We start from the raw sequence: 19,457 nt of genomic DNA on the forward strand, positions 1-19,457 counted from the left end.
GACGAGTTCACTGCCGCACAGGCAGCTTAGAAAATGTACTAACAAGGCGGAAAAGTATCGAAAACGTTCACTGCCGAATAGGCAGATTCACGCATATGTTGGGCTTTGTCGCTGCGCCAACCTACCGATATTGCCGGACGGTGTTTGCAGCCCTATGGGCCGCTAAAAAGCAGTTGAAGTAAGAGCTTTGAGATAACTTACTCTATCCACCCCTGCGCCAACAGGAATTTTGAACAACTCCCTTGAAACACGGCTGGGAATCCCCATTATCAGGGGATGCGCTTAACAAGACGTGATCTTATTACGTCGCGCCCCTTCCAAAACGGATACAGATAAATGTCTGAAGAATTGAAGTTTGAAACTATCGAGCAGCGTGCAAGCTACGGCATCGGCCGCCAGATGGGTGACCAGCTGGCACAGAACAGCTTTGAAGGTATCGATGTCACTGCTATCGCAGCAGGCATCTCCGATTCCCTGAACGGCGACGCACTGCGCATCGAAGTTTCTGAGATCCAGGAAGCGTTCAATGTGATCAACCAGCGCCTGCGTGAAAAGCAGGAAGCTGAAGCCAAAGAGGCATCTGCTGAAGGCGAGAAGTTCCTCAGCGAAATCGCTCAGCGTGAAGGTGTGATCAAGCTGGAATCCGGCCTGCAGTACGAAGTGATCGAAGCCGGTGAAGAGGGCGACAAGCCATCTGCTGACTCCAAAGTACGTGTGCACTACCACGGTACTTTCATCGACGGTAACACTTTCGACAGCTCCTACGACCGTGGCCAGCCGGCTGAATTCCCTGTTGGCGGCGTGATCGCTGGCTGGACTGAAGCCCTGCAGCTGATGACCAAAGGCGCTAAATGGAAACTGTATATCCCTTACGAACTGGCATACGGCGCTCAGGGTTCCCCGGGTGGTATCCCTCCGTATTCCACGTTGGTATTTGACGTAGAACTGCTCGACATCCTGTAAGCAGCTCCCAGCGTTAAGCTTCAAGCTGTAAGCGCACTGGCACTTACAGCTTCTGACTTAGCGTTTATGTCCGGGTACGCCAGCCCTGCCCATCCCATCGTTTTTGACTGACCGCTTAAGGCTTTTCCCAATGCAGCTTAACTATCAGATCCATGGCAGCGGCGAGCCGCTGATTATCATGCACGGCCTGTTCGGCACCCTTGAAAACTGGGGCAGCCAGATTAAGGTGCTGTCAGAGCACTTTCAGGTGATCGCCGTCGATATGCGCAATCATGGTCGCTCCCCTCACAGCGATGAGATGAATTACGACCTGATGGCCGCTGATATCGTAGAGTTGATGCAACAGCTGCAGCTGGATAATGCCCATATCCTGGGACATTCCATGGGCGGTAAAGCGGCCATGCAGCTGGCCCTGAGTTATCCGGAAAAGGTCAGAAAGCTGATCATTGTGGATATCTCACCGGTCCATTACAGCCCGCACCATGATGATGTATTCAGAGGGCTTTACGCCATTGATACCGGCAGCATCAAATCCCGCGGCGAAGCCGATAAGCAGCTGGCACAGCAGGTGCCGGAGCTGTCAGTGCGGGCATTTCTGCTGAAAAACCTCTACCGCGATGAGCAGAAACAGTTTGCCTGGCGGATGAACCTGGATACCCTGCATCAGCAATATGCCAATATCAGCCAGCCGCCGATCGGCTCTCCTTACAGCGGTGAAACCCTGTTTATCAAGGGCGCTGAGTCTGACTATATCCTGCCCGATCACCGGGAGATGATTCTGGGGCTGTTCCCGCTGGCAACTTATAAGATGATTCAGGGCGCCGGCCACTGGCCCCACGCCGAGAAGCCCGCAATCTTTGGCAAGATTGTGCTCAACTTCCTCGCCGGATAAGCCCTCGGGCGAAGCGCCTCCCGTGCAGCCATTGCCGGATAACGGCAATGACAGCCTTGGGCATACGGGCGAAGATCAGCAGGTTACCGCATAACACCAGCACAAACCCCAGTATCGCTGCCTGGTGCCAGATAAATCCTTCGTAAACGGTGGAGACACTGAGCGCTATCGCCGGAAACATCACCGTACTGTAAGCGGCCTTATCGGGTCCGATCCGGGCAACCAGCATCAGGTAGGTGGTAAAGGCGATCACCGTCCCGGGAATCGCCAGGTAGAGCAACGACGCAACATAGGCTGTCGAACTATCAAAGCGGTACTCCACGCCCTGAAGCCCGCCGATCAGCAACAACATCAGAACGCCGTAAAGCATGCTCCAGCCGTTGGCGACCTCAACCGCTATCCGCTGCCGGCGCTGACGTATCGACACCATATTGCCAAATGAGAACAGCAGGGTTCCCAGCGCGGCCAGTCCGGCCCCCTGCACGACCTGCGCATCCAGCTGATCGGCGGTGATTTCGGGCCAGAACATGGCGATCACTCCGGCCACTCCCACCAGAGAGCCGGCGACTACCCTGATTCCCGGACGGTTGCCGTAGATCCACCAACCGTTTACTGCATTGGCGATGGTTGCCAGCGAAAAGATCACCGAGGCAAGTCCGCTGCTGATATAGCCTGTCGCCGTGTAGAAACAGTAGAAGTTAAAACAGAACAGGCAACCGCCCTGCAACACACAGAACAGGTGATCACGCAGCTGCAGTGGCTGCCAGCGCCGCAGTAATGTCAGGGCCAGTACCATCACCAGTGCAGCCAGCGAAAAGCGGTAGAGGATCGACGCCTCTACCGCAATATCGCCCAGTTGCAGCTTAATCGCGATCCAGGTAGTTCCCCAGATCAGCACAGTGACCAGATAAAGAGCGAAATTAAACACCTTAGACACCTCCACAGACTGAAAACTCAGGCTACAGAGAGAGGCCGCACCGTTCTGTCAGCTTCCTGCGCTTTTTGCATAATCTTGCGCATTGTTGCCTGCCGACTTGTCCACACCAAAGGCAGGCGCTAGCATCAAAGGTTCAATCATTTCTCTCATACAGCAAACGCCTCAGGCTGAATCCGTTATGTCTGCGCCTACCGTTTATCAGATCATCGAAGAGTCCGGAGCCCAGTTAGTCGACAGTCTGACCCGGGGCAGCGAGCTGGCGGCCGCGATCTGGGAGCGTGATGACTACGGTCCGGTGAGTTATCAGAAGCCCGGCCACCACACCCTTAGCTGCTATCTGGAAGGCGGCGTCAGAATGCGCCGCTTGTTCCAGCGCCGGGCCATGGGAGGAGGCGCGCCAGGACGGATCTGCGTTATGCCGGCCGATCAGCGATACGACTGGGATGTGTCCGGCCATGTGCGCCTGTTCCATCTCTATTTCAGCGATCAGCAGCTGAAGACGATGGCGGAACGAGTGCTGGATCGTGAAAGCGCTCACCTGGCGCTGGATGACCGCACCTTCGTCGCCGATCCCTGGATCCATCAGATCTGCATGCACGGTATCCTGCAGCTGGACTGGCATGACCGGGCCGATCAGCTGGCGATATCCAGCCTTAATGACAGCCTCATCAACTACCTGCTGAAACACTACAGCAATAGTCAGGTCACCCTGCCCGAGTGCCGGGGCGGGCTGGCGCCGGCCGTCAGGCGGCTGCTCAGCGAATACATCGAGAGTCACCTGGACAGGGCGCTGACGCTGCACTCGCTGGCAAGCCTGGCTCACCTGAGTGAATATCACTTTGCCCGGATGTTTAAGGTCTCCTTCGGTGAACCACCCCACCAGTACGTCAACCGCCGGCGCCTGGTTAAGGCCTCCATGCTGCTACAGCATGCCGAACTGAGTATCAGCGAGATCGCACTGCAATGCGGATTTTCCAGCCAAAGTCATTTCAGTCACCGTTTCAGGCAGGGCATGGGGATTACACCCGGTCGTTACCGGCGGTCGAAACGTGAAACACCAGTAAGCCGGGTGTGATTATGGGTGGAGGCGGGGTAGAAATTGGGTAGAGAGGCTCGGTAGGTCGGAATCGCTCAGGTGATCTGAGAGATCAGGCTACCACTGGGAAATAACTGAGAAAACACACCGCTGTCCACCAGCTTCTGTTCCAGCTGACGAACCTGCTCCCTGTTTTCGCTTTGTCCTGAGACCTGCTGTGTGCTCTCCTCCGCATCCGCAGAACTCAGGCCATCGGCAGATCGCTCAGCACCACGGGCGCTGCCGCCATCAGCCGCAGAGCCATCAGCTTCGCCACTTTCCTCAGCTTCGGCATCAGCCTCTTCCGCGCCCTCAGCTTCAGTCTGTAGCAGTTCTGCCTGAGCCTCAGCCAGCATCGCCTGCGCCGCTGCCGCTACACGCAGGTCCTGGGATGAAGGCTCGACCGGTGCCGTAGCGGCGGCAATCACAACCTGCATCTTTTCAATGGTGGCCGCAGGATCACCCGGAACCGGCGAGGTATCGATACTGACCTCGCCACCGGCGGCATACATCCGCCCGTCAGGTCCCCGGGTATATTCGTACTCAGGTGCCCCGGCATAGCTGCCGCCCACAGCGGCGTGTGCCTGCTCATGCTGCCGCACTTCGAGATCACGCCGAGCCAGTTGTTCGACCTGCTTGAGTTCGGCTTCATTTAACTGGCTGCCGTTACCGGCAGCGCTGTTTTCAGACTCGCTGCCCGTCGCGCTTTCACGGCCAGCTTCTGACTCGGTTACCGAACCGGTCGCGGCAGTATCAGGATTTTTAGATAGATCAGGAGATTGAGCATCCTGCAGCGACTCTTCGCCACCAGCGACCCGTCCCGGGCCCTGCGACTGAATCGCAGGGTGGGAATGGATCGTAAGAGCGTGGCCGGCAGAAATTTCCATGGGAAGTGTCGCTAGCAGGGATCAGACGTGAAGGTCGATATTTCCACCCAGGGTCTTTTCAGTTTCACTGACGACCTGGGTACTGGCGACTTCATTGCCTGATTGCGTTGTGCCCTGCACAGCCTGCAGTGCTGTGGTGGTCTTACCGCTGGCCTCTTCTGGTCGCTCCGGCTGCCCGTTGCCTACCTGATCGCTGGAGGCCTTTTGCACATTATCCAGCGTGCGGTTCAGGCCGATCATGCCTGATTGTAGTGCGCCTGTTACGTTCATGGTGATATCCCTGCAATCGGGTTAGGTGTAAAGCTAAGTTTACATCAGTGTATAGATTTTATACAAACTCTGGCTCAGTAAATTTCCCTATCAGAACAGAACCCTTTAATAGCCTTCTGCACGATAAACCCAGCGGCCGTTAAGCATCGTTGCCAACACTCTGATCTGCGCAATCTCTTCGGCCGGAATGGCCAGATAATCGCGATCCAGTACCAGCAGATCGGCCTGCTTGCCGGGCTCCAGCGAGCCCAGCTGCTGCTCGGCAAATAACAGACGGGCGTTGTTGATCGTATGCGCCACCAGCGCCTGCTGCCGGGTAACGGTCTGACGCGAAATCCTGTTTCCATCCACCATAGTGCCATTCACCGCCCAGCTAAGGGTGTGAAAGGGATTCAGACTCGACACCATCGGGCTGTCCGACCCCAGCCCCCAGGCGATACCACTTTCGCTCAAAGACCGCATCGGCGTCATCTCAAACGCCCGCTCACCGAAACGGCTATGGAAACGGTAACCGATCAGCCACGGCCGGCTGTGTACGGCGATATTGATTCCCAGCGCTTTTGCCCGGCGGATCGTCTCGGGCTTAATGCCGTCCGCATGGGCCAGGGTCCAGCGCAGCGCACGCAGGTCATACTCCCTGGCCAGCGTAGCAAAGGCATCCAGATGCTGATTGATAGAACGGTCATGGACTGCGTGCAGGTGCAGCGTGATCCCCCGCTTCGCCAGTATCCGGCAGTAGTCGAGAAAGCGGGCCCGGACCTCCGGACTGCTGTCCGCCGGACGCGAAGCACTGTCCTGCACCTTAAGGTAGAGTTGCTCGCCAACACCGACGCTGCTGTAAAAGTCACTGCCCTGGCGTGGCTGATAACCATCGAGGCGGGTCATATCCGGTGGATAACCAAACCCTTTCTCCCAGGGGATCAGCTGCTTCAGGTAGTACAGCCTCAGGTTCAGCTCCTCCTGGCTATCCAGCAGCGCAAAGGGGGTATAAGCCCCGGGCAGCAGGTCAAAGCCGCCGGCATCCTGTACCGTGGTCAGTCCAAGCCGCAGCAGCGCGTCGACCATCGCCCGGGCATCAGCCATCGCGGCTTTGCCTTCGGGTGTCGGCAAGGCATCCAGCAGGGCCTGGCGGGTACCTTTGGTCACCGGCCCCGAGGGCAGGCCGCTATCATCCAGCAGTAACCCGGGGCGCTTCTGCCACGCTACGGCCGCATCGATGCCGATCTCAGCCAGCGCGGCACTGTTGGCATAGCCCCAGTCAAACAGGTGCTGGATATAGACCGGGTTATCGGGCGCCGCCCGATCCAGGTCAGCGCGGCTGAAGCCATCAGGCTGATCTGTAAACTGGCGCTCAACGAAGCCCCCCAGTACCAGCACCCAGTCTCCCGGCTGGCTGGCCGCCGCTTTCGCCGCAATCAGCTCCAGCGCATGCTGGTAGCGGGTCACGCCATCCAGTCTCAGCTGTTGACGCCAGTTGCGTGCGCCGCGAATCAGGTGCATATGGTTATCGATCAGCCCCGGAATCACTGTCCGCCCCTGCAGATCGATCTGACGGGTATTTTTATCCGCCAGATAGCGCACCGCCTTGTCCTGCCCGCTGGCGACAATGACGCCCTTCTCTACTGCCAGTGCCTGCACCCGGGTAAAACGTTTGTCCACCGTTACGATCTGGCCGTTATAGAGCACCAGGTCCGGTGCCGCCTGCAGCCCCGTCGCCATCCCCAGTGCCAGCAGCCAACCGGCCAGCATTCCCCTGTAAGTTGTCATCTGAAACCCTCGGAATCCCCGCCTGCGGCTCAGCCAGCATTATTCCTGCGGCGGAGTCTGCTCGATGGTATTACTGAATATCTCATTGAAAAACACCTGCAACACCTGCCAGGAACGCCGGTCGGCGGCTTCACTGTAGGCGATATTTTCAATCCCCAGCTGACTGGCGGCCGGGTTGGTAAAGCTGTGCTGCGCCCGGCTATAACTGACAAACTGCCAGTCCACATCAGCCGTCTGCAAGGCCGCCTTAAATTCACTGACCCGCTCAGCGGGCACAAATTTATCTGCCTCGCCGTGAAACACCAGCACCGGCGCCGCAACCTGGGCGGCCTGCTCCGCTGTTGCTACCGGCAGCGAACCATGAAAGCTGACCACACCACTCAGTGGCAGGCCGCTGTAGGCAAGTTGCATCACCGTCGATCCGCCAAAGCAGTAACCGATAGCGGCAATCCGCTTGGGATCGACCATGCGGTGATTGGCCAGCTGGTCGTAGCCGCGCCGGGCTCGCTGCTGCCATGCCGGCAGGTTACCACTAACCTGCTTCATCCAGGCCTTCGCCTGATCGGCATGCTCGGTGACAAGATCATCACCGTACATATCCAGCGCAAAAGCGGCATATCCCAGTTCAGCCAGCATTTTCGCCCGTTGCCGGGCATAGTCATTCAGCCCCCACCACTCATGGGCAACCAGCACCCCCGGTCGCACACCGGCGAACTTATCATCAAAATAGAGATATCCACGCAGGTGATGCTCGCCATCCAGGTATCCCACTACCTCTTCTTTTATCTCAGCCTTCAGGGCGCCACTGCCCAGCAGCAATCCCAGGACAAGCGCCAGTACGCCAGGTTTCATCTCTCACCCCCGATCCGGTTGTTGTCGCGAATACTTAGCGAACAGTTATTCATCTTCATATTAACTATAGATAAATAAGATAGATTCACTGGACTGACTATTGCTCATACAGCCTGAAAAGGTAGAGTGTTAGGGAATCCAAACAAAAAGCGAGAACAGGGATGCAACGTGCACTGATACTGGCGATCGTGTTTATTTTTGCCGCCGCGGGCCTGATCTTCTATCAAAAACAGAACCAGCCGGCTTCACCAACTGCGCCCGAAACAGCCGCAACTGAGGCCGGTCCGGTTGACCTGAAAACCCGGCAGGCCGCCAAGGCGCATATCGATCAGCTAACCGATGCCGCTGCCGCAGAGATCGCCATTGAGCAGGCGGACCACTTTGTTACCGCAGCCCAGTTGCTGAAACTGCCGAAAACCGAAGCCAGCATACTGCAGCTCGAATCGGTGCAGCCGAACACCACCGAAGAGAACGGTATCAGCATCACCATTCCACTGGAAAGCGGCAGTGCCATCGAACTGACACCGCTCCCCGGTGACCGGACCGAATCCTTCCGCACTGCCCAGGGCGACAGCATCATCACCGATCACCAGGGCCAATCGGTCCTCAGGGGCGTGCTGCCCCGGGTCGAACAGAGCATCAAGCTGCAGGAACTGCTGGATAACCCGGATCACGACGGCCGGGTGATCTTCTATATCCATGCGGTACAGGACGGCGACCGGCAGGGCCTCTGGGGCATCATTCAGAACGGCCTGACACGCACCTTTGCCAAAGGTATCCGCTTAAGACAGATGGATCAGACCGTTTCTGCCGATATTCCGGAAGATGCTGACGAAAAGCTCTCCAACGATCTCAGCTCCTTCCTCGGCCGGCTACTGCAGGATAAGGTCAGCCGCACCTATGTGTATAACTACCGCAAAGGGGTGCTGGGCAATAACCCAGATCTGATCGAGCCCGGTCAGCAGCTGATCGTAGTGACTTTCAGCGAGGAAGAGCTGATCCGGATCTATCAACATTTCAGTGAGCAAAACGTGCAATGATTGACCTTTATACCTGGGCAACACCGAACGGCCGTAAGGTCTCGATCATGCTGGAGGCCGTCGCGCTTGAATACCGGGTAAAGCCCATCGATATTCTCCATGATGATCAGTTCAAAGCCGACTTCCTGGCGATCAGCCCCAACAATAAAATCCCTGCCATTGTGGATAACGATGGCCCGGACGGCCAGCCTGTCTCAGTGTTTGAGAGCGGTGCCATACTGCTCTACCTGGCTGAAAAAACTGCCCGCTTCCTGCCTCAGGCACCACGCCTGCGCCTTGAATGCATGCAGTGGCTGATGTGGCAGATGGGCGGGTTCGGCCCCTTTCTCGGCCAGGCTCACCACTTCAACCGTTTTGCACCAGAGCCGGTCCCCTATGCGATTCAGCGTTACAATAAAGAAGCGCAGCGACTGTGGCAGGTACTCGATACCCAGCTGAACGGACAGGCGTTTATTATCGGGGACAGCCTGTCGATTGCCGACTTTGCCATCTACCCCTGGGCTGCACGCTTTGCCTGGCAAAAGGTCGATCCGGCGGACTATCCTGCCGTTGCAGGCTGGATGGCTCGCATGGAAGCCATGGATTTCGTGCAGCGGGGCATGCAGGTGCCCGGGCCAGGCTGACTGCCTCCGGGATTCATCAAACTATCCTCAATCCTTAACCCGACGGTCACAGCCAGGCCAGAAGATGCAGCCACTGTTGACCGGATAATAGCGTCCTGCAAAACAGTACCCTGAGCCAGAGGAGGACTCCATGATCGCTGATCGTATAATCGGACACCGTGGCGTCGCCAGCCTGGCGGCAGAAAACACCCTGGGATCAATCAGACAGGCCGCCCGCCTTGGCCTCCGCTGGATAGAGCTCGATACCACCCTGCTGGGTGATAACACCCCGGTACTGAGCCATGACAACAGCCTCGACCGCTGTACCGATCAGCAGGGACTGTTGCAACACCTCAGCCTCCCTGAACTGAACCAGATCAACGCCACCGCACTGTTTCAGGACTCTCCTGCCGAGCCGCTGCCAACACTGCAGCAGGCACTCACCCTGGTCCAGCAACTGGGACTGAACCTGAACCTGGAGATCAAAGGCTTCGACCTGCCCCCGGATCAGGTGGCAGAGGTGATCTGTAACGCCCTTGAACAGCACTGGGATAACCGCTGCAGCCTGCTGATCAGCAGCTTCGACTTTGAGGTGTTGCTGGCTGTGCGGCGACTCGACCCCTGCCCGCAGATCGGCGTACTGTTTGAGGCGATCCCCGACGACTGGCTCGGCTATATGCAGGCCGTTGATGCCGCCAGCCTGCATTGCGACTGGGAGCAGCTGAGCTTTCGTCAGGCACAGGCGGTGAAACAGGCCGGTTATGACCTCTACTGCTACACCTGCAACGATACGGAGCAGGCACGGCGCCTGTTCAGTATCGGCGTCGACGGCATTTTTACCGACTGCCCACAAGATTTGCTGGAGCAGGTCTGATCGCCGAATCCGGCCTTTATTCCCCCCGGGGCAACAGACTGTTGACCACAATCGGGCTGCACCCGCTACCCGCGGGCTTTAAACTGGAAGCCTCTTATCAACAGCGGTCCAGTGTTTCAGCTTATGCAGACAATCAGCGGTTACCATGCACATATTTACTTCGATGCCGACAGCTATGCGCAGGCGGAATCCCTCTGCCTGGAGGCCCAGCGCCGTTTCGATCTGGAGATGGGGCGCATGCACCGTAAACCGGTTGGGCCACACCCGCACTGGAGCTGCCAGCTGTCCTTCGGGCCGGATACCTTTGCCAGCCTGATCCCCTGGCTGTCCCTCAACCGCAATGGACTGGATATTTTTATCCACCCGATTACCGGGAACCACTTGCTGGACCATTCCGACCACGCCCTCTGGATGGGTACACAGCAGCCCCTGAAGCTGGATATGTTCCGCACGGCCTGAGCATTCAGAAACGGTCTGCAGACGCTTCTGCTATAATCGCCTTTTTTGCGGTTTCAGACAGGTTTAATGATGTCCTCTTTCAAGTCTCTGGGTGTAAATGAATGCCTTCAGAACACCCTTCTCGAACTCGGCTATAAGCAGCCCACACAGATCCAGATCCAGTGTTTCCCACTGGTGATGACTGGCAGAGACCTGATGGCGGAATCCCAGACCGGGACCGGCAAGACCGCCGCCTTTGCCCTGCCGCTGCTGCAACGTCATGCGGAGTGCCTCTCAGAAGCGGAGATCCGTCCTATCCGCTCCCTGATACTGGTGCCCACCCGGGAGCTGGCCATTCAGGTTGAAGAGAGCTTTCGCAAATACAGCGCCGGCCTCGGCCTGCGCTGCGCGGCCGTCTATGGCGGCGTGGCACCGGAAACCCAGGCCCGTCGCCTGAAACGCGGTGCCGACCTGCTGGTCGCCACACCCGGCCGGCTGCAGGAGATGCTGCGGCATCAGGTCTTCGACCTTAAGGGTCTGGAGACGCTGGTACTGGATGAAGCCGACCGGATGCTGGACCTGGGCTTTATTGACGATATCCGCCGTCTGATGCGGTTTATGCCGAAGCAACGTCAGACCCTGCTCTACTCGGCAACCTTCTCCGGCGAGATCGAAAAGCTTGCCCGCGACCTGCTGGACAAGCCTGAACGCATTACCGCCACTAAACGCAACTCTGCCGCCAACAAAGTGCAGCAGATCGCTTACGGGGTCGAGCAGCGCGACAAGGCCGAGATCCTCAGCTATCTGATTCAGGGCGGCAGCTGGAAACAGGTACTGGTATTTGTCCGCACCAAGAAACGGGTAGATATGGTCACTGAGCACCTGCAGGCGGAGGGGATCGAGGCCGGCTCCATTCACGGTGATAAGAGCCAGCGTGAGCGCAGCCAGACCCTGGAACGTTTTAAGCAGGGCAAACTGCGGGTACTGGTCGCCACCGATGTCGCTGCCCGGGGACTGGATATCGACGCCCTGCCCAGGGTGGTCAACTTCGACCTGCCACAGCAGCCGGAAGCCTATATTCACCGAATCGGCCGTACCGGACGCGCCAACAGCTCAGGCCAGGCGATCTCCTTTGTCGCCCCCGATGAACATAAGCTGGTAGCCGAAATTGAAGCGCTGATGAAGCGGCCGCTGAAACTGAAGCCGGTACCGTATTTTGATAACGGCGTTGAAATGCCGGCGGCAGCACTGCCCGAACAGGGCCGGCGCAGGAAAGCCACCAAGGTTGCCACACCGAAAAAACCGGCGGTGCCGGAATATGTCGCCAGTGACGCCCCCAGCGTGCGCCCGTCGATCTTCGGCGGCGGACGTAAAAAACGCTAGCCCTGTCGTCCAGAGAGGCCGGATAAGGTCGGCGCGATAAATCGCAGGCACAAAAAAGCCGTATCAGAAGATACGGCTTTTTACGTTCTGCAGCGGCGGAATTAACCTTCCAGCTCAGAGAATACCGCGTCACGGATATCGTTCACAGAGCCAACACCTGCTACATATACGTAACGAGGTGCAGATGCTGCGTCTTCTTCCGCCCAGCCTTTGTAGTAGCTGATCAGTGGTGCAGTCTGCTCATGGTAAACGTCCAGACGCTTACGTACCGTCTCTTCCTGATCGTCTTCACGCTGTACCAGGTCTTCACCGGTCACATCATCCTTGCCTTCAACCTTAGGTGCGTTGAACACAACGTGGTAAGTACGACCTGAACCCGGGTGTACACGACGACCGCTCATACGCTTGATGATCTCTTCATCAGCTACGTCGATCTCAACCACGGCATCGATATCCACACCGGCTTCTTTCAGGGCATCAGCCTGGGGAATGGTGCGCGGGAAACCGTCAAACAGGAAACCGTTAGCGCAATCGGACTCGGCGATACGCTCTTTAACCAGACCGATGATGATCTCGTCAGATACCAGCTGACCGGCATCCATCACTTCCTTTGCCTTCACGCCCAGTGGGGTACCGGCTTTTACTGCAGCACGCAGCATGTCGCCGGTAGAGATCTGCGGGATGTTGTACTTCTCAGTGATGAACTGTGCCTGAGTGCCTTTGCCGGCACCAGGTGCGCCCAAAAGGATGATACGCATAAAGGAAAACTCCTGAATCTATAGACAAGCAAAATGGATAATTAGTTGCCGCCCTGTCTTCCGGGGGAACGACAGGGCGGCGAAATCTTTTAATTATTGGCGCCTTTTAAACACTGATTACCGGACGATACCACGCGTCGAAAGCTGAACAATTCGACATTCGGACTAAAGATTGGCGACAAAAGTACAGGCCCGAGCCCGGAGAGCAAAAGGTTTTTGAGGGTACGCCAAAGGCGGGGTTTGCTCAACCCCTGAAAGCGACACTAAGACTAAAAGCAGGGTCGCGGAGTGAAAATACGGGGCTTTTCAGCCCCGAATCTGTGGCGACCCTAACCGGTATTGCGCATACCGGCGGAGATTCCAGCCATAGTAACCATTAACGCCTGCTCCAGACGCTTGTCCGGTTCAGTGCGGTCACGGTCAAGCAGTTCGGCCTGCAGGAAGTGCAGCGGGTCGATGTAGGGGTTGCGGACATCGATGGACTGGCGGATCACCGGATTGTCGACAAGCAGCTGATCCTGTTGCTTGATCCGGTTGATCAGCCCGGGCATCGACTGCAGCCGGCTGCGCATACTGGACCCCAGCACCCGCAGCTCTTCCGACACCAGCCGCTCCTCATAGTAGGCGGCGATACTGCTATCACTCTTCGCCAGTACCATCTCCAGCATATCGATATTGGCGCGGAAAAACGGCCAGTCACGGTACATGGTGCGGATCAGCTGTTCCTGGCCACCGTCCAGAGCCGCCGCCAGTGCCCGGTCAGATCCCAGCCAGGCCGGCAGCATCAGGCGTATCTGGGTCCAGGCAAAGATCCAGGGGATCGCCCGCAGGCTTTCCACACCGCCGTCCTGGCGACGCTTGGCCGGCCGTGAGCCCAGCGGCAGCTTGGCCAGCTCCTGTTCCGGCGTTGCCGCCCGGAAATAGGGTACAAACTGCGGATCGTTGCGCACCACCGCCCGGTACTCCTGCAGGCCGCGTGCGGCCAGTTGTTCCATCTGCTCGCGCCAAGCCGGATCAGGGGCGGCTGGCGGTGCCAGTGTGGCCTCAAGTACCGCCCCGGCATAGAGTTCGAGGTTGCGACAGGCGATCTCAGGAATACCGAACTTGAAACGGATCATCTCGCCCTGCTCGGTCACGCGCAGGCTGCCCGCCACCGAGCCCGGGGGCTGGGACAGAATGGCGGTGTGACTTGGGCCACCTCCGCGGCCGACCGTTCCACCGCGGCCATGGAACAGTGTGAGGTTGACGCCGTGTTCCCGGCAGAGCGATGTCAGCCCCTCCTGCGCCTTGTACTGGCCCCAGGCGGCGGCCAGCTGACCGGCATCCTTGGCCGAATCCGAGTAGCCGATCATCACCTCCTGATGGCCGGCGGTGTAGTTCTTATACCAGTCGACCCTCAGCAGGGCGTCGATGCAGTCACGGGCATTATTGAGGTCATCCAGCGTCTCGAACAGTGGCACCACGCGCATGTTGTGGCGAATGCCCTGCTCCTGCAGCAGCAGAATCACCGCCAGCACGTCGGAAGGCTGAGCGGCCATGGAGATCACGTAGGAACCGAGGCCGTTCTGCGCTGACCGGGCCACCACTTTGCAGGTATCCAGCACCTCCTGCACCTCAGCCGAGGGGGTCCAGTTACGCGGGAGCAAAGGACGCCGGCTGCGCAGCTCGTTCAGCAGGTAGTTCTGCCGCCCCTCCTCGGTCCAGCTGGTATAGGAGCCCATGCCGTAAAACTGGCAGATCTCCTCAAACACCTGGGCATGGCGATCCGAACTCTGACGGATATCCAGTTTCACCAGGGTCAGGCCGAAACAGGCAATACGGCGGATAATATCCTCCAGCGCCCCTTCGGCGATAATGCCCATGCCGCACTCGTGCAGCGAACGATGGCATAACATCAGCGGCTGCAGCAGGTCATCTTCATTCAGCATCAGGTTAGTGTCGTCAGCCACTTCGCCCTTCAGCTGCGCCTCGGCCCAGGCTTTGGTCGCCTGCAGCCGCAGACGCACCCGGCTCAGCAACTCGCGGTACGGCTCGGCACAGTCACCGACGATGGTGCGCAGCTCGGCATTAGCCTGAAACATCGATAATTCGGAACGCAGGCTGTCGATATCACGAAGATACAGATCGGCCGCCATCCAACGCGACAGCAACAGCACATCGCGGGTCACGCTGGCGGTAACGTTGGGGTTGCCGTCACGGTCACCGCCCATCCAGGAGGCAAAACGCACCGGCGAGCAGTCCAGCGGCAGGCGCTCGCCGAGGGTCTCATCCAGCTGGGCATCGAGGCGGCGCAGGAAGTCAGGTACCGCCCGCCAGAGACTGTTCTCGATCACAGCAAAGCCCCACTTGGCCTCTTCCACCGGCGTCGGGCGCTGCTTACGGATCTCATCGGTGTGCCAGATCTGGCTGATCAGCTGGTTCAGGCGCTGATCGACTGTTTCCCCCTGGTCCATCCGCCGCAGGCAATCGGCGATATCGTCAAATTTCTGGATCAGGGTACGGCGATTGACTTCGGTAGGGTGGGCGGTCAGGACCAGTTCGACCTGTTGTTCGCCCAGGGCTTCGGCAATCTGAGCGGCGCTGAAGCCCTGCTGTTTCAGGCGGGCAAACAGGCTGCACAGGGAATCCGGGGTGCAGATATCGGTCGCTTCCAGGCGACGGCGCACCCGGTGGTGTTCTTCGGCAATATTGGCAAGGTTCAGAAACTGGGTAAAGGCGCGGGATACCGCCAGTGCATCGTCTTTATCCAGTGTCCGCAGGGTCTGCAACAGCGCTTCCCGTTCCGGATGATCGGCATTACGACCGTCCTTTGCCAGCTTCCGCACCTGCTCAATGGTCGCCAGCAGTTCTGCCCCGCGATGGGTTTCTATGGTACGTCCCAGGCTCGCCCCCAGCATCCGTACGTTATCGCGCAGCGCTTCGTTCAGATCCATCATCGATCACCTCCTGATGAAGCCGGTTCGGCGACAGGCTGCCACCAGACCATTGAAATAATGGGATTCTGTGCAGTACTTCTGCGCCGGACCAGCCGTTTTTAAGAGTATCTTCACCGATCCTAACGCAGGGACGGCCAAGTTACACCCCCTCTAAAGTGGATCTATGCTGCATCGCAACATAGGTCTTTGGTAGAGAATGAACGCCACAGATGACAGAAAAGTGACTGAGGCCAGCTTCTGAAAAGCGGCCTCAGGAGATGGGATCAGCGTCCCAGAAGGCTGTTGAGGCGTTCCAGCTGGCGCCGGGCAATGGCTTCGTTTTCGTACAGAACCTGCCACTGCTGACCGCTGCTGGTGCTGAGTTCGATACGGAAGCGGCTGTCAGTCTGGGTGCCGGAATCATAGCCATATTCAGCCGCAACGATATCGGCAAAGGCGACCCGGCTGGCCTGCGAGGGTGTGACCAGCGCCACTTGCTTTGCAGCCAGATCCAGCAGCAAGCGGGGCTGGCCCTTGAGATCTTCGCTGATCTGAAAGCCCTGCTTCTGCAACTGGGCCAGCTGGTCCTGGCTACGCTGCCAGTTCCAGTACGCCAGCGCGGCCATCACCACAACCGCCAGGATAAACCAGTGTAATCCGCTCATCAGAGTCCCTTCTCCTTGGCTTCGTCCCAGAATCCGTCCAGCTCGTCCAGGGTAAACTGCTGCCACTCGCGGTCGGATTCCACCACCCGGTCTTCAACATGGGCAAAGCGGCGTTCAAATTTACGGTTGGTATAGCGCAGGGCGCTTTCCGGGTTCACCTCCAGGTGACGCGCCAGGTTCACCTGGGCAAAGATCATATCGCCCAGCTCGTGCTCGATTTCGATCTGATCACCGGCGGCGATCGCTTCACGCAGTTCGGCGATCTCCTCTTCGATCTTATCCAGCACCAGCAGGGGGTCATTCCAGTCAAAGCCCACTTTACTGGCGCGGGACTGCAGTTTAACGGCACGGTTCAGTGCCGGCAGCGCCTGCGGGATATCATCCAGCACCCGCTTGCTGGCCTTCTCGACCCGCTCCTGCTGCTTGATCTTCTCCCAGGTGCCCTTGATCTGCTCATCGCTGATATCGCTGCCGCTGCGGCGTGACTGCAATGTGCCTTCGGGAAATACATGGGGATGACGGCGTACCAGCTTGCGCACCAGGTTATCGACGATAGCGCCGAAGTCGAAGCGCGACTGCTCCTCACCCAGGCGGGCATAGAAGATGACCTGAAACAGCAGGTCGCCCAGCTCATCCTTCAGATGCGGCCAGTTCTGCTGTTCGATGGTGTCAGCCACTTCATAGGCCTCTTCCAGCGTATGCGGCACTATACTGGCGAAGTCCTGCTTCAGGTCCCAGGGACAACCATCCCCGGGATCCCGCAACCGGGCCATCAGATAGAGCAGATCCTCGAGTCCGTACTGATCGCTCATCAGCTGTGAACTCCGCTGCGCTGGCGGCGGACATCAATCACGTTCGGTACCTGATTGATCTTATCCATGATCTTACCCAGCAGGTCGAGGCGGGCAATCTCGATGGTGATCGACAGTTTCGCCGTGTTACTGCTCTTATCGGTCAGGGTGTGCGCCGCCATGACGTTGAGGCGCTCCTCGGCCAGCAGGATCATAATATCGCGCAGCAGCCCCGGACGGTCGAAGGATTCGATCGAGATATCCACCGGGTAGGTGGTCTCGCCCTCTTCACCCCAGTCTACTTCCAGCAGCCGGCCCGGCTCGCGCTGGCGCAGTTCCAGCAGGTTGCGGCAGTCTTCGCGGTGGATCGAGACGCCACGCCCCTGAGTGATGTAGCCGCCGATCGGATCGCCCGGCACCGGCTGGCAGCAGGTGGCGATATTGGTCAGCAGGTTACCGACACCTTCGATGCGGATACCGGCGTCACCGCTGCGCGCTTCCGCGATGCTGCCCGGCAGGGCCAGATCCAGCTGTTCGTCGTGCTCGACGCCTGGCCGTTCGACCTGACGCTGGGCACCGGAAATAATCTGCGACAGACGGATATCCCCGGCCCCGAGGGCCGCAAACATATCCTCAGCGGTTTTGTAGTTGACGCTGCCAGCCACCTTGCGGATATCTATCTCTTCCTGATCCAGCGCCAGGCGCTTGAATTCACGGTCGACAATCTTACGTCCGGCGTCGGCGTTCTTATCCTTATCCTGTTCTTTAAACCAGTGCGCAACTTTGGCTCGGGCGCGGGAGGTGGTGACATACCCCAGGTTCGGGTTCAGCCAGTCACGGCGCGGACGCTCTTCGTTGTCGGTCAGGATAGTAACCTGATCACCGGTACGCAGCTGGGTGGTCAGGGAGACGATACGACCATTAACCTTGGCACCGCGGCAACGATGTCCGACCTCGGTGTGTACCCGGTAGGCGAAGTCCACCGGCGTGGCGCCGTTTGGCAGGTCGATCACATGTCCGTCAGGCGTGAAGACATAGAGGCGGTCCTGCACGATATCGGCGCGCAGCATATCGCCAAAGCCTTCGCTCTCACCCAGGTCTTCATGCCATTCGAGCACCTGACGCAGCCAGGCGATCTTATCTTCATAGGCGTCGCTGCTGGTCTTGGTATCGGTTCCCTTATAGAGGTGGTGGGCACAGACGCCCAGCTCCGCCTCCTCATGCATTTCAAAGGTCCGGATCTGGATCTCCAGTACCTTACCTTCAGGGCCGAATACGGCGGTATGCAGTGAGCGGTAGCCGTTCGGTTTCGGCGAGGCGATATAGTCATCGAACTCGTGGGGAATGTTGCGCCACAGACCATGCACGATACCCAGAACCGTGTAACAGTCGCGGATCTCCGGCACCAGGATACGCACTGCACGGACATCATAGACCTGGCTGAAGTCGATGTTCTTGCGCTGCATTTTGCGCCAGATACTGTAGATATGCTTGGCCCGGCCGTTCACTTCACCGTCGATACTGGCTTCGCCCAGTTTCTGTTCCAGCAGCGAAACCATGGTATTGATAAAGCCCTGCCGGTCGAGACGTTTCTCATCCAGCAACTGGGCAATATGCTTGTAATCGTTCGGCTTGAGGTAACGGAATGAGAGGTCTTCCAGCTCCCATTTGATATGCCCGATCCCCAGCCGGTGGGCCAGCGGGGCATAGATATCAAACACTTCGCGTGCCACCAGGTAGCGTTTACGTCGGCTACCCTCTTTCACGGCACGGATGGCGCAGGTACGCTCGGCGATCTTAATCAGTGCCACGCGCACATCATCGATCATCGCCACCAGCATCTTGCGGATGTTATCTACCTGGGCAAAACCGCTGCCCAGCACCAGTTCTTCTGAGCGCGGATTCTTACGGCTGCCAATCGCAGCCATCTGCAGCACGCCGTCGATCAGCTTGGCGATCGGCGTACCAAATTCCTTACGAATGCGCTCAATGCTGAGCTTGCCTTCCCGCACACTGCGATAGAGCACCCCAGCCACCAGCGTATCCTGGTCCTGCTGCAGTTCAACCAGAATCTGGGTCATCTCCAGACCGGTCAGCAGACTGCCCTGGGTATTTTTCGACCAGACATCTTCGTTAGGCGATACGCGGTCCTGCGCCTGCTGCACAAGCTCGCAGGCCTGACGAAGCTGTTCAATATTCTCGATATCCATCTGGCTCTGCAGCTGCTCAAGCCAGATATCTAAATCTACACTGCCATCCTCGCGGATGTATTGATCTTCACGAACCTTAACCATGGCTAAATGCCACTCCTTTACACAACTCTGCCGCACATGGCGGATACTTATTCT

The 19,457-nt window shown here is 58.1% G+C and carries 18 protein-coding genes; 8 read left to right on the forward strand and 10 right to left on the reverse strand.

From position 1 onward, the window contains the following. The first annotated feature begins 336 nt into the window (after positions 1–336). Together Q354_RS0122085 and Q354_RS0122090 are read left to right on the forward strand one after the other, a co-directional pair. Entirely contained in the window at positions 337–963 is a 627-nt protein-coding gene (locus Q354_RS0122085) for an FKBP-type peptidyl-prolyl cis-trans isomerase (protein ID WP_027859512.1), read from the forward strand. 130 nt (positions 964–1,093) lie between these two features. Continuing rightward, positions 1,094–1,855 (forward strand): alpha/beta fold hydrolase, encoded by a 762-nt coding sequence (locus tag Q354_RS0122090; protein ID WP_027859513.1) that lies wholly within the window; start codon positions 1,094–1,096, stop codon positions 1,853–1,855. Here Q354_RS0122090 and Q354_RS26870 read toward each other — a convergent pair. Continuing rightward, positions 1,836–2,783 (reverse strand): DMT family transporter, encoded by a 948-nt coding sequence (locus tag Q354_RS26870; protein WP_051560533.1) that lies wholly within the window; start codon positions 2,781–2,783, stop codon positions 1,836–1,838. The genes Q354_RS0122090 and Q354_RS26870 overlap by 20 nt on opposite strands. Before the next feature lie 187 nt (positions 2,784–2,970). Between Q354_RS26870 and Q354_RS0122100 the strand changes: the two genes are divergently transcribed. Next, positions 2,971–3,867: a helix-turn-helix transcriptional regulator gene (locus tag Q354_RS0122100; protein WP_036231184.1), complete on the forward strand. Its 897-nt coding sequence runs from the start codon at positions 2,971–2,973 to the stop codon at positions 3,865–3,867. 56 nt (positions 3,868–3,923) lie between these two features. Here the strand turns inward: Q354_RS0122100 and Q354_RS27685 are convergent, their stop codons facing one another. The 4 genes from Q354_RS27685 to Q354_RS0122120 form a co-directional block, all read right to left on the reverse strand. Then, positions 3,924–4,754 carry a putative metalloprotease CJM1_0395 family protein gene (locus Q354_RS27685; RefSeq protein WP_051560535.1) on the reverse strand — a complete coding sequence of 277 codons (831 nt, stop codon included), beginning with the start codon at positions 4,752–4,754 and terminating at the stop codon, positions 3,924–3,926. Positions 4,755–4,775: 21 nt separating this feature from the next. Next, entirely contained in the window at positions 4,776–5,024 is a 249-nt protein-coding gene (locus Q354_RS0122110; RefSeq protein ID WP_027859515.1) for a hypothetical protein, read from the reverse strand. 105 nt (positions 5,025–5,129) lie between these two features. Beyond that, a complete protein-coding gene (locus Q354_RS0122115) occupies positions 5,130–6,791 on the reverse strand; it encodes an amidohydrolase (protein ID WP_084332717.1) in 1,662 nt (553 codons plus the stop codon). A 39-nt stretch (positions 6,792–6,830) separates the two neighbouring features. After that, positions 6,831–7,643 (reverse strand): dienelactone hydrolase family protein, encoded by an 813-nt coding sequence (locus tag Q354_RS0122120; RefSeq protein ID WP_036231187.1) that lies wholly within the window; start codon positions 7,641–7,643, stop codon positions 6,831–6,833. Between the two features lie 161 nt (positions 7,644–7,804). On the opposite strand from Q354_RS0122120, the gene Q354_RS27690 reads away from it, so the two are divergent. The 5 genes from Q354_RS27690 (at position 7,805) to Q354_RS0122145 (ending at position 11,980) form a co-directional block, all read left to right on the forward strand. Then, positions 7,805–8,683 carry a hypothetical protein gene (locus Q354_RS27690; RefSeq protein ID WP_027859518.1) on the forward strand — a complete coding sequence of 293 codons (879 nt, stop codon included), beginning with the start codon at positions 7,805–7,807 and terminating at the stop codon, positions 8,681–8,683. Next, positions 8,680–9,306 (forward strand): glutathione S-transferase N-terminal domain-containing protein, encoded by a 627-nt coding sequence (locus tag Q354_RS0122130; RefSeq protein WP_027859519.1) that lies wholly within the window; start codon positions 8,680–8,682, stop codon positions 9,304–9,306. Before Q354_RS27690 ends, Q354_RS0122130 begins: the two co-directional genes overlap by 4 nt. Before the next feature lie 130 nt (positions 9,307–9,436). Beyond that, positions 9,437–10,159 (forward strand): glycerophosphodiester phosphodiesterase family protein, encoded by a 723-nt coding sequence (locus tag Q354_RS0122135; RefSeq protein WP_027859520.1) that lies wholly within the window; start codon positions 9,437–9,439, stop codon positions 10,157–10,159. Positions 10,160–10,282: 123 nt separating this feature from the next. After that, positions 10,283–10,618 carry a DOPA 4,5-dioxygenase family protein gene (locus tag Q354_RS0122140; protein ID WP_027859521.1) on the forward strand — a complete coding sequence of 112 codons (336 nt, stop codon included), beginning with the start codon at positions 10,283–10,285 and terminating at the stop codon, positions 10,616–10,618. A 66-nt stretch (positions 10,619–10,684) separates the two neighbouring features. Next, complete coding sequence (locus Q354_RS0122145; protein WP_245601114.1) at positions 10,685–11,980, forward strand: DEAD/DEAH box helicase; 1,296 nt, start codon at positions 10,685–10,687, stop codon at positions 11,978–11,980. A gap of 101 nt (positions 11,981–12,081) precedes the next feature. Here Q354_RS0122145 and adk read toward each other — a convergent pair whose 3' ends face one another. The 5 genes from adk to relA all read right to left on the reverse strand — a co-directional run bounded on the left by adk (position 12,082) and on the right by relA (position 19,403). Continuing rightward, the gene (gene adk, locus Q354_RS0122150; RefSeq protein WP_027859523.1) at positions 12,082–12,738 is read right to left on the reverse strand and encodes an adenylate kinase; all 657 of its coding nucleotides are present in this window, start codon (positions 12,736–12,738) and stop codon (positions 12,082–12,084) included. 329 nt (positions 12,739–13,067) lie between these two features. Beyond that, the gene (gene ppc / locus Q354_RS0122155) at positions 13,068–15,674 is read right to left on the reverse strand and encodes a phosphoenolpyruvate carboxylase (protein ID WP_027859524.1); all 2,607 of its coding nucleotides are present in this window, start codon (positions 15,672–15,674) and stop codon (positions 13,068–13,070) included. Positions 15,675–15,937: 263 nt separating this feature from the next. Continuing rightward, positions 15,938–16,318, reverse strand: a complete 381-nt coding sequence (locus Q354_RS0122160; RefSeq protein WP_027859525.1) for a hypothetical protein — start codon at positions 16,316–16,318, stop codon at positions 15,938–15,940. Then, the gene (gene mazG / locus Q354_RS0122165; RefSeq protein WP_027859526.1) at positions 16,318–17,130 is read right to left on the reverse strand and encodes a nucleoside triphosphate pyrophosphohydrolase; all 813 of its coding nucleotides are present in this window, start codon (positions 17,128–17,130) and stop codon (positions 16,318–16,320) included. The genes Q354_RS0122160 and mazG overlap by 1 nt, the downstream gene beginning before the upstream one ends. Further along, on the reverse strand, positions 17,130–19,403 hold the full coding sequence (gene relA / locus Q354_RS0122170) for a GTP diphosphokinase (protein ID WP_027859527.1): 2,274 nt from the start codon (positions 19,401–19,403) through the stop codon (positions 17,130–17,132). The genes mazG and relA overlap by 1 nt, the downstream gene beginning before the upstream one ends. Between the last annotated feature and the right edge of the window lie 54 nt (positions 19,404–19,457).

It is taken from the genome of Marinobacterium jannaschii DSM 6295 (genome assembly GCF_000620085.1).
In the GTDB taxonomy this organism is placed as follows: Bacteria; Pseudomonadota; Gammaproteobacteria; order Pseudomonadales; family Balneatricaceae; genus Pontibacterium; species Pontibacterium jannaschii.